The 11,286-nt window shown below is 35.0% G+C and carries 8 protein-coding genes; 2 read left to right on the forward strand and 6 right to left on the reverse strand.

All coding sequences use genetic code 11. From position 1 onward, the window contains the following. Nucleotides 1–847, reverse strand: an 847-nt coding sequence (locus ACW2QF_RS06400; RefSeq protein ID WP_455715165.1) for an ABC transporter permease, incomplete at its 3' end; no start/stop codon positions are given. 86 nt (nucleotides 848–933) lie between these two features. Then, entirely contained in the window at nucleotides 934–2,685 is a 1,752-nt protein-coding gene (locus ACW2QF_RS06405) for an extracellular solute-binding protein (RefSeq protein WP_455715166.1), read from the reverse strand. Between the two features lie 410 nt (nucleotides 2,686–3,095). Here ACW2QF_RS06405 and ACW2QF_RS06410 point away from each other — a divergent pair, with 410 nt between their 5' ends. Further along, the gene (locus tag ACW2QF_RS06410) at nucleotides 3,096–4,139 is read left to right on the forward strand and encodes a LacI family DNA-binding transcriptional regulator (protein WP_455715167.1); all 1,044 of its coding nucleotides are present in this window, start codon (nucleotides 3,096–3,098) and stop codon (nucleotides 4,137–4,139) included. Between the two features lie 157 nt (nucleotides 4,140–4,296). Here the strand turns inward: ACW2QF_RS06410 and ACW2QF_RS06415 are convergent, their stop codons facing one another. Together ACW2QF_RS06415 and ACW2QF_RS06420 are read right to left on the reverse strand one after the other, a co-directional pair. After that, nucleotides 4,297–4,794 carry a GNAT family N-acetyltransferase gene (locus tag ACW2QF_RS06415; RefSeq protein ID WP_455715168.1) on the reverse strand — a complete coding sequence of 166 codons (498 nt, stop codon included), beginning with the start codon at nucleotides 4,792–4,794 and terminating at the stop codon, nucleotides 4,297–4,299. Between the two features lie 127 nt (nucleotides 4,795–4,921). Then, nucleotides 4,922–5,386: a C-GCAxxG-C-C family protein gene (locus tag ACW2QF_RS06420; protein WP_455715169.1), complete on the reverse strand. Its 465-nt coding sequence runs from the start codon at nucleotides 5,384–5,386 to the stop codon at nucleotides 4,922–4,924. A gap of 291 nt (nucleotides 5,387–5,677) precedes the next feature. On the opposite strand from ACW2QF_RS06420, the gene fabV reads away from it, so the two are divergent. Beyond that, nucleotides 5,678–6,886, forward strand: coding sequence for an enoyl-ACP reductase FabV (gene fabV / locus ACW2QF_RS06425; RefSeq protein ID WP_455715170.1), 1,209 nt, complete (start codon nucleotides 5,678–5,680; stop codon nucleotides 6,884–6,886). Between the two features lie 107 nt (nucleotides 6,887–6,993). On the opposite strand, the gene ACW2QF_RS06430 is transcribed toward fabV, so the two are convergent. Beyond that, nucleotides 6,994–8,313: a leucine-rich repeat protein gene (locus tag ACW2QF_RS06430; RefSeq protein WP_455715183.1), complete on the reverse strand. Its 1,320-nt coding sequence runs from the start codon at nucleotides 8,311–8,313 to the stop codon at nucleotides 6,994–6,996. After that, nucleotides 8,314–11,223 (reverse strand): glycoside hydrolase family 26 protein, encoded by a 2,910-nt coding sequence (locus tag ACW2QF_RS06435; RefSeq protein WP_455715171.1) that lies wholly within the window; start codon nucleotides 11,221–11,223, stop codon nucleotides 8,314–8,316. Nucleotides 11,224–11,286: the final 63 nt, after the last annotated feature.

Below are 11,286 nucleotides of genomic sequence, written 5' to 3' on the forward strand. Positions count from 1 at the left end.
CTGAAAGTAAAAAATAAAAACAAACCACAAAAATAATAAAACCAACAACAAACACCAAACAAAATTGTCGTTCAAGAATACCTACTCGGTATACGAAGGTATCAAGAATATCTCCCGTTTCATAAACCAATGAATTATACAGATTATAAATTTGGTCAAAACCGGCATTAAGGATATTCGGTAGGCTCATTGTTGTCATCAGAATAATCATTGGTGCAATTCCTGGTAGCGTCACATGTATTAACTGTTTCCATCTACTGGCACCATCAATAGATGCTGCCTCATACAAACCAGGGTCAATTGATGTAAGAGCAGCTAGATAAATAATGGAACCATAACCAAACTCTTTCCATGATTCCGAAAAAATCATTAACGGCCTAAACCACTTATTGCTCGCCATAAACATAATAGGGTCAATACCAAGGGAAGATAATATCGCATTAATTGGTCCATCATATCCAAATATGTACTGCAAAACAGATGCTAGAATAACCCAGGATAAAAAATGAGGTAGATATACCACTGTCTGCACAGTCTTCTTAAACCATTTAATTCGAATCTCATTCAAAAGCAGCGCAAAGCATACTGGTATAATAATTCCTAGAATTATCTTTCCTAATGATATTACTAAGGTATTAATTAAAATCTGTTTACTATCAGGTAAAACAAACAAAAACTTAAAATTTTCAAGTCCAATCCATTTTGATCCACTAATTCCCTTTGCTGGAACATACTTTTGAAATGCCATTGCTAAACCAAACATAGGAACAAAGGTAAAGACAGCAAGTATAAGCATTCCTGGTAACAACATTAGATGATAACTCATTTCACGTTTAACATGTTTCACGTGTACTCCTCCATTCCATCTTTAAAATTTTTATAGAAAGGGACTGTTAACGACTCCTTGTCTCTTAACAGCCCCAAGATAATTAATTATTTCCCAATTGCTTCATTAACTTCTTTCGTTATCTGCTCTCCACCAGCTGCCATCCAATCTTTCACAAATTCATCAAAGTAATCCACATCTTTTTGATTTGTAACAATTTGCATAATTGCTTCCTCTTCCATCTTAATAAGCGTTGACCACTTCATCTTCATCGTCTCTGTTTGATCAAAGAATACAGGATCTACCAGATTCATCTGCGTATCATTAACAATCTTTCCTGAAACAACACGACATTGATAATTTAACCAGTCATCCGTTGCTGGCTGTTGATCACTATCAATAGCCTCTTTGTATCTCTTACAAGATTCATATAGTGAATTCTCATACATTGACATATCGTGCTCATCACGCTTACCATCAAGTGCCTCTGTGATATGTTGATATGCCAGTTGTGCTGCATTATAATAATCAAAGCCACCTAAAGGATCAATACCATATTGTCCTGTAACTGTTTCACTATAATACTTAACTGTTTCACTTGTATCTGTAAATGCTTCTGAACTTTGATTATATGCTAATGATACATTCTTACCTTTAATCAATAATTCTGGATGTTCGAACCCTTTACGTACTACAAAGTAATTCTGATTTGGTTTGTTTGTATATGCTGTTACTTTTCCATCACTTCCAGTTGGTATTGCATAAGCTCTCCACTCAGCATCTGGATTTAATGTGTAGGAAGAAACGGTATGATATGGTGCCCACCAACCAGCAAAGAATGCACCACATTGTCCATTGCCAACTAATGCTTTCAAATCATCTTCCGTACGAACTGGCATTTGTTGATCAATCAATCCTTCTTTGTACCAATTAGCAAGTATTTCTAAGCCTTTTTTCATCTCTGGCTGTACGGAACCATATACAGCACTACCATCGGAACCAGTAATCCATTGTCTTGGAATTGCTCCATTCATAGTAAATATATTATTCACTTGATATGAACCAGCATAACTACTATACATAAAGTTTGTATTCCACGATGGCATAACAGCAAGACCAATTGTTTTTCCTGCTCCATTACCGCCTGGATCTTTCTCAACAAATTGTCTTAATATATTGGTAATATCATCAATTGACTGTGGTTCTGATAAGCCCAACTTATCCATCCAGTCACCACGTAACCACAATAACTCTGGACCTCCTGATATGGTAGTAGTTGGTATCGCGTATAATTTTCCATCTATTGTCGCCATATCAAGTGCTTTATTATCGTTTGATTCATAGATTTCTTTCATTAAATCACTAGCACAATTGTTATATGCATCTGTAAGCTCCGCAATTAAATCATTCTCAACTAGTTCTTTAAAGGTAGCATAATCATCTACATGCATAATGTCTGGTAAATCGCCAGACGCCATGGCCATAGATACTTTTTGATTATAATCTTCACCGTCTGTTGCTTCAAACTTGTTTGTATTCTGAATATTAATCTTTTCTTTGTATAATCGAGTATATCCATTGTCGGTAGTCGTATCATTCGATCCTTCTGGAAACTTAGTTCCTGATACAACTGTTGCTCCTACTGTATACTCCACTGTTTCTGGATATGGTGCATCTGGCGTTGTTTCTGCTAATTTCCAAGCATCCTCTGTGGAATCTCCACCTTCTTGTGAACCATCTGCTTGTGTTTGCTTACTGTTCTTCTTATTGGAATTTGATCCACATCCACTAAGCATTACAGCAGTCATACACGTAACCAATACAATAGCAGTTAGTTTTTCCCCGAGATTTCTTCTCATACCGAATCCTCCTTAATCAATATCAATATAATTTGAATGTGATTTTAAATGGTTTAACGTTAAACTTAACATTATAATATATCTTTTTCTTTTTATTGTCAATCATTATGTTAAATATTTTTATAGATTTAAATTATTTTCATGCAAATTGCACAACATTACTCTCTTCTTATCTTTTTTGTTATTGTGCATTTTACTTCACTTTAACTTTCCCTTGATATTTATAGTATTACAAGTAACTTTTATTGTTTATGTATAAATATAAACACTCGTTTTATGACAAATCATGGTATTTACATTTTGCTTCTTTTTATGTACTATATTAAGTAGTAATATGTTTTTAATTTATGATCTAATTTGGTTTTTCGTTAAACCTAATTACTACATATTATCAGGAGGATATGATTGATATGGCAACTTTAAAAGACATCGCAGCTGAGGCTGGAGTAAGTGTAATGACAGTATCCAATGTCATTAATGGAAATAACAAGAAGGTTTCAGAAGCCACCATACAGATGATTAATGATTTAGTTAAAAAATACAATTATGTTCCTAATCTTAGTGCAAGAAGTCTTACATCAAAGTCTTCTAAACTAATTGCTATTATACTTTCTAATTCAGATCCGCTATGTAACTACTTTACGAATCCATATCTTAGTGAATTGTTTGGTGAGATTGAAACTTTAATACGTAAAAATGGATATTTCACTATTATCCGATCCGTACAAGATATTGATAGCGTTTCCGATATCCTTAAAAATTGGAATGTTGATGGAGCAATATTTCTTACTCATCAAGAAGAGATGGAAATTGAACATATATTAAATACTGCACCATGTCCAATCGTTTTTGTAGATAGTTATACAGAAAAGAATAACGATGCTTTAGTGGTTGGTATTAATGATTATAAAGGCGGCTATATTGCTACAAAATATCTGATTCAAAATGGTCATCAAAAGATTGGTTTCGCCGGTCCTTATTCAGAAAGTAATAAGATCGTAGCCCATCGTTTTGATGGTTACCTGGCAGCCTTACAGGAAGCTAACATTCCTTTTCATGAAGAACTTCTTATCACTACGAACACTTCTTATGAAGACGGATTATTGTTAGGTCGCAAAATTGCTAATCATGAATATGATGTAACTGCTGTATTCGCCACCGCCGATATCCTTGCCATTGGTCTTATGGAAGGAGCAAAATGCAATGGCTGTATTGTACCAAATGATCTTTCTTTAATCGGATTCGATGGATTACAACTTTGTGAGCTGGTTTCTCCTAAACTAACTTCCATCTCACAAAACGTACAAAGCAAGGCAAAATCAAGTGTAAATCTATTACTTAATGCCATTCAAAAAAAGATTGTGAAGGAACCAACTATCACCTTAGATGTTGAACTTGTTCCTAGACAATCTTGTAATGCGTATCGAAATTCCACTGATGACTCTAAAATGTAGTAACTTAAAAGCATTCACACAGTAGTAAAAAACAATTTCAAGAGGCCGTGTGCCTATGGCGAACATTTCATATTCACCATAGGCACACACCTTCTTGGAATTGTTTTTTCAGATTCTATCACTTCTATTCTTAGTGCGACAGCTCATCTTAACAAAATTATATCTTCATCTCCATGATATAGTCATCCATCACATATCCGTTTCCTATATCTGCGACTTGTTCGCTAATTTTAAGAAACCCTTTTTTCTCATATACAGCAATAGAACCACTGTTATGTCGATTAACCGTTAGCCAGATTGATTGCTTCTTATTTGATGACGCCATATCCTTTAAGAATTCAAAAGCCTTTGAAGCAAGACCTTTTCCTCTCGCTTCCTTGGCTATGTATAATTTACTAAGGAAAAGTTTCTCTGACTCCATTACCAGTCCTATATAGCCGACTATAGAATCTCCATCGTTAATCAGATAATATTCATATCCTTGATTTTTCATCTGTTTATCAACTGCACTTGCAGATTGAAACTTATCTACCATATAATCAATTTGATCAGGATCTAAAATAGAAGCATAATGCTCATGCCATATTCTAGTTCCAAGTTCTGCAACTGAGTTGATTTCTTCTTGTTTCGTAACCTTATGAAATATCGTATTCATGACCTTGTTTCCCCCTTATACTTCTATGAAGATTAAGCGTCAAAATGTCTTGAGCTGTATATCGTATTCTGTGTCATGGTACGTCAGCTAAGAAGCTAGAAAACGTATAGCGAATTTTACATACAATTTATACATTTTCTTTGTTTAATAATACTCGTTCTAATACTTCAGCTGCTTGCCCTACTAACTCTACACAAGGACGTTTCTTATAATATTCTTCTGTTCTTGCTTCTGGTTTTGTCTGTGTTGTATCTGCCTTCTTATCAAGTCCAAGAAGCTCACGACAGATGATAGAACCATTCTCTTTCTTATATTCTTCCGCTAACTGTTGAACCACATCATAGTTATGCTTTTTACCTTCTTGATCCTTTCCATCTACACTTCCTGTTTCTAATCCTGCCACAAGAAACATTCCCGTAACTGCACCACATACTTCACGCATTCTTCCCATTCCACCGCCAAAAGAACTTGCTACCTTAAGTGCTGTTTCGCGATCCATATTATATAAATCACAATATGCAGCAAATACAGCCTGTGAACAATTATAACCTTCTTTAAATAACTGCATTGCTAACTCTTTTCTACTTTCCATAATATTAACCTCTCCTTCTTCAAATTCCGATGCAAAACTCTTCGTTGCCTATATGAATAACTATTTCCTTATATTCGTCAACAACATTAACCGGTTGTAACTAAGCAACACTAACTATAATATATAGGATTCTATTTATTTTGTAAAGCAAGTGAAATGGTCCGACTCCTCGGATTTTTCAAGTTAAGTGTTCGCAATTTGAAATAGCTCGTTCATTTTGACTCTTTACAAATCTTATGGTATAATTGTTTTGATTTTCAAACTATTTGATGGAAAGAAGAGGTATATACTATGATTATAGAACCAAAGGTACGTGGATTCATCTGTACAACAGCTCACCCTGTTGGTTGTAAAGCAAATGTTGCGAATCAAATCGCATACGCAAAAGAACAACGTAAATCATTGACTTCACAATCAGTTCCCACACCAAAGAAAGCTCTTATTATCGGTAGCTCTACTGGCTATGGCTTAGCATCTAGAATTGCGCTCGCTTATACATACAGCGCTTCTACCATAGGTGTTATGTACGAAAAAGAAGCATCTGGTGCTAGAACAGCTACTGCGGGTTGGTATAATACTGCTGCCTTTGAAACCTTCGCAACAAATGACGGGTTATATGCGCAAACAATCAATGGCGATGCTTTCTCCAAAGAAATCAAAGAAGAAACAATAGCAAGAATAAAACACGATTTAGGTAAAGTGGATATGGTAATCTATAGTTTGGCTGCTCCTCGAAGAACAATGTCTGATGGTACTGTATACTCTTCCGTACTGAAAACAACTACTGGTACCTTCGTAAGCAAATCTCTAGATTTACGCCATAATACAATAGTTGAAGCTTCCGTTCCTACTGCGACTGAGGAAGAGCTTGCAGCTACAATCAAAGTTATGGGTGGAGAAGATTGGGCTGAATGGATTGAGGCACTCGTTGCCAATGATGCCATTGAAAAAAATGCAATCACTGTAGCTTACTCTTATATTGGTCCAGAGCTTACTTATCCAGTATATAAAGAAGGAACTATTGGACACGCCAAAGAACATCTTCATAAAACAGCTGATTTACTTACCCAAAAATATACTGACTATGGCATACATGCTTATATCTCCGTAAATAAGGCATTAGTCACACAAGCAAGTGCTGCTATCCCTGTTGTACCGCTCTATATATGCCTATTATATAAAATACAGAAAGAACTTGGAACACACGAAGGTTGTATCGAACAAATCTGTCGTATGTTTACAGATAAACTACTCCTTGACACCCCTAAAGTAGATACCAATGGTTATCTTCGCCTTGATGACTACGAATTGGATTCAAAGGTTCAAGACAAAATAAATGAAATTTGGGGTGAAATAACCACAGAAAATTTAGAGAATTTTACTGACCTCCAAGGTTATTGGGAAGACTTTTACACCATGTTCGGTTTTCGAATTCCAGAAGTAAATTACGATGAGGATATTGATGCATGTGTAACCATTCCAAGCGTGTCTTCCATATAACACAGACTCCACCTAATCAATACCGTACGAAACACATGATAAAAATAAGTAGAAAAGAGGCAACAAAGAATTTTATCTTCTTTGTTGCCTCTTTGTTTTATCTTACATTACTTTTTAATAACAACTGTTTTTGCCTGTCCTTTTCCCTTAAATAACTTCTTATAAGCAGAGAGTTTGGAAGAAGGAACTACAATCTTAGCTTTTTTATTGATACCCTTAAATGCACTGGAACCAACTTTAGTAATTTTCTTAGATTTGATTGTGATCGTCTTTAATTTACTATCTTTATAAAACGCTTTCTTTCCAATTGTTTTAACATTGGAAGGTATTGTAATCTTAGTTAAAGATGTACAACCTTCAAATGCACTATCACCAATCGTAGCTATATTCTTTCCAATTGTCACGCTAGTCAATTTCTTATAACCCTTGAAAGCATTCTTTTCAATGGATGTAACTTTATATGTTTTGCTTCCTATTTTAACAGTTGCAGGAATCACAACCTTCTTAGCATCCTTTTGTGTTGAGCCTACGTAAGCCAAAGCTTCTTTCTTACTAGTTGTGCTTACTACTTTATATTTGTTTGTTCCAACTGTAATAGTTGTATTTTTCTTAGGCATTACTACCTTAAAGGTAACTGAAGCGGTTGCTTCTTTATACTTCTCATCTGCTGCCTTTGTTGCAGTAATTGTTACTGTTCCAACACCAGTTGTAGTAATTTGACCAGTTGTTGCATCTACAGATGCATATTTGCTACCTGAAGTAACTGCAAAGGTAACTGCTCCAGTACCACTACCACCTGAAACATTTAATGTAGCTGTCTTACCAAGGGTTAATTCACTTCCAACACCAGTAATCTGAAGAGCTTTTTGTTCAATTGGTTTTGTCTCTTCCTCTGTTTCCTCTCCTGTGCTTGGATTACTTGGTGTTGAAGGGTTATTACTATTAGTAAGATCTTTGAATACTGCCTTTGTAACACCACTTTTAACTGCTGTAATCTTATCGTAATAAATCGTTCCACTTACCTTATTATCAACAACTGCTGGAGTTGAAGCAATTGCATTTACCCATAATCCAAATGAAGTTACCTTAACAGAATCTTTTACTAAACCTCCCTTTGGATTTCCTACTGTATCTCTTTCACAGAAATCCGAAAATGGAATAGTTACTAACAATGGACTTGTTTTATCTACATATTCATCATATAGATTCAAATATGCTTCATAAGTTTTTCCGCAAGCTGTTATCTGTACAACTATCTTTTGATTCTTGCCATCTGGTATTGTATAGAATTGTAAAGCATCACAATTAGACCAATCAACTTCTTTTGAAATTGTTGCACCAGCCCAACCATCAGAAGTTTCATCATATGCAAATTTCATTGCATACTCACCGTCATAAACATTTTCTTTTGTTAAAGAAATAGTAATTTAACTTCCAGTTGCCTTATTCGTTGTCCATTTGTTTGTTAATAAAGAATCAACACCCAAGTAATTTTCAAATCCATCGATTTCATATGGATCTTCTACTGGTGGCTGTATGTTATAAATCGCTTTAAAGGTATCTAATTTTGTATTATTTAAATACAAATCAAATGTACCAACATATTCACCAAGTTTTTTCAAATCTTCATTGCTTAGCTGTGCTCTATAATAGTTTCCATCTAGCTCAGCAACTACTGGAATACTAACATCTTTTCCATTAAACACAACTTTAACTACATCTGTATCTTCAACTCCATTAACCTTCGCTGTTACTGTTACTGCATCTAATATTCTTGATCCAGAAACAGGAGATAAGAAATATCCCTTTGCTTCCTCTGTCGTTGCTGATGTAGTTACATTAATTAAAGTATCCGCATTATTAATTAAATTTTCTTGATTAGCTGCAAATATACTTCTTCCATCATTGTAATAATCAATGAAATTATCTAATAATTCATGACCGTAAAGTACACCGTTTTCTTTCGTTTCCTTCACGTAAGGTGTATAGAAGCCATCTTTCTCACCAAAGTTTGACCATAATAAGAAGTAAGATGCCTTAGACTCTGATACTGCATTTAACAGAGCATTATACCAGTCTTTATGTAAGTTTCCTGATTTTAAAAGAGCTGTTTGATTATCGCCTTTTTGAGTTTCATTACGAATTCCTGTTTCTGTTACTGCAATTAATTTTCCATGTGCAGTGCCAAACTCTTCAACAATACTAAGTGCTTTTTTGAAATCCACAAACCATGTGTTTTCATTATTTTCAGTTGGATTATCATTGTAAATATCAAAACCAACCATATCTACATAGTCATCCCCAGGATATCTCTCACCATACTCTTCCACATCAGATGCCTCACTACCTGGACCGTATACGTATAAGAAATTATGAACTCCCTTTTCATCACGTAGATATTCTACAGTATATTTCCAAACATTCTTATAAGTTGCTGGATCACAAAAAGCAGCTCCCCACCAGAACCAGCTTCCTGTATTCTCATGGAAAGGACGGAATAAAATTGTTCCATCTACTTGATTTGCATAATCAGCAATCATGTCTAAAAATGCATTGTACTTCTCACTATATTGACCACCTGGTAAAATCTGATTCATTACATCACCAGTTAAAACATTTGGTGAATAACCAGAAAAATCATATTTTGCATAAGTTGGATCAGTACCTTCTGTATAAGACGCATTCTCTTTTACTAAAGAGAAGTTTGGTATATGCGCTGACATTGTAATAATTGCGCCTTGTTCAATGTTTTTATTCGTTAACGCTGCTGCTGCTTCAACATTTCCTTTTGCTGTCTCATCAAAAGTATAATCTCCAATTTCAGAGTTATATCTCTTTGCACTATACTCATCACCAGTTAAGGATAATGTATCAATTCCAATCACACCTGCAATACTTCCCGTTACATCTCTTGTATCAGAATCGCTTATTCCAATAGCACTTCCACTAACTGCTCCAGCCTTGTGCCAAGTATCATTCTCATGACCGAAAATCACACTATCAGAATCGCCGATTGCTTGTAAATATGCATAGATTGCTTGGGTATCTTTTGTAGCATCTTTATCAACTAATTTAATCTCTTTTACTAAGTTTGTTTCTTCTAAAGTACCATCTTCAGAAGAAGTATGTAATTTATTATCTACAACTGCTATGTCACCCGTTTGATCCGCTACTGCTACAGTAGAATCTACATAAATCTCCTCTGCAGTTGAAGTTTCTTTAATCATTTTAAGGTTGTCGATCCACACACTTCCTGAATAAGAAGTATTCACACCAACAATACAAAGTACTGTATTACAACAAGTTTCTTGTGTAATCGGATCAAAAGTAAGTTCTACTGTAACTTTCTCAAGACCATTACCTGCATCTACTGCATTTTCTGTATCAACAGTAACAAAGGTTTCTGTAGCACTTGGATAAGAACCATCTCCACCATCATATTGTATCGTTTGCTTAATTGAAAAACCACCATCTAACTTGGCTGAATCATAATAGAAATCAAAAGTTGTTTTGTTTACACCAGCAAGTTGTACATCGCCCCATTCTCTAACACCTATCTGGCTCCAACTATTATCTTTCTCTTTACTATAATCAACATTAACCTTAAGCATTCCATTGTCATGTTCAGTTGTAGGAGCTACACCATTGTACTGATAATCCCAACCTGCGTTTTCCCAGCTACCGATACTTTCATCAAATGTCCATTCCTTTACAACTTCAGATTGAACACCTTCATTACCTTCTACCAGTCTGGCATTTGCAATGCTTATGGTACCTGAATAATCACACTGATAACCAGCAAATTGAACGGTAACCTGACTAACAGTGTCTGTTACAGCGTCTTCGAATGGCATACTTCCATTCCAATTACCATCACTGCCATTTGCACCTACCGTTTCTTCAAATGGGATACTTACAGTCTTCTTGTAATAAGTTGTCCCTCCTATTGTTACTTTCTCAGTAAAATCAGAAGCTTCCATTTCAGGAATCGTATTGGATTGAACCCAATTCCAATTAGATCCTATTCTCAATATACCTACTGCTTTCATGATACCTGAAAAATTAGGTGAACTACCCCCGTCTGGTAACAAAACATCCATTACAAGTGTTGTTCCAACTGTCGGAGTACTATCTGTTGTTAACACTATATTGTTTTCTTTCCCGTTGTTATTATCCCATGTACTTGTTACATCAAACGTATACTCCCCTGTAACATCAATTGTCTCGTCTGCTGCTAGTACATATGTAGTAGGAGTAAACCCTGTCAAATTGACTGATGTGATTACTAAAGCTGTCGCTAGCGTAAAAGCTAGATATTTTTTTAATCTCTTTTTCATCTTTTTTCCCCTTTATACATTATATTTTAGCTAATTTATAAAGCTAAATTAACTATACTCAGT

It is taken from the genome of Anaerosporobacter sp., assembly GCF_965301125.1.

Coding starts and splice junctions, on each gene's coding strand:
- ACW2QF_RS06415 (WP_455715168.1), bottom strand. CDS start 4,794: ATGAATACGATATTTCATAAGGTTACGAAACAAGAAGAAATCAACTCA.
- ACW2QF_RS06420 (WP_455715169.1), bottom strand. CDS start 5,386: ATGGAAAGTAGAAAAGAGTTAGCAATGCAGTTATTTAAAGAAGGTTAT.
- ACW2QF_RS06435 (WP_455715171.1), bottom strand. CDS start 11,223: ATGAAAAAGAGATTAAAAAAATATCTAGCTTTTACGCTAGCGACAGCT.
- ACW2QF_RS06405 (WP_455715166.1), bottom strand. CDS start 2,685: ATGAGAAGAAATCTCGGGGAAAAACTAACTGCTATTGTATTGGTTACG.
- ACW2QF_RS06410 (WP_455715167.1), top strand. CDS start 3,096: ATGGCAACTTTAAAAGACATCGCAGCTGAGGCTGGAGTAAGTGTAATG.
- fabV (WP_455715170.1), top strand. CDS start 5,678: ATGATTATAGAACCAAAGGTACGTGGATTCATCTGTACAACAGCTCAC.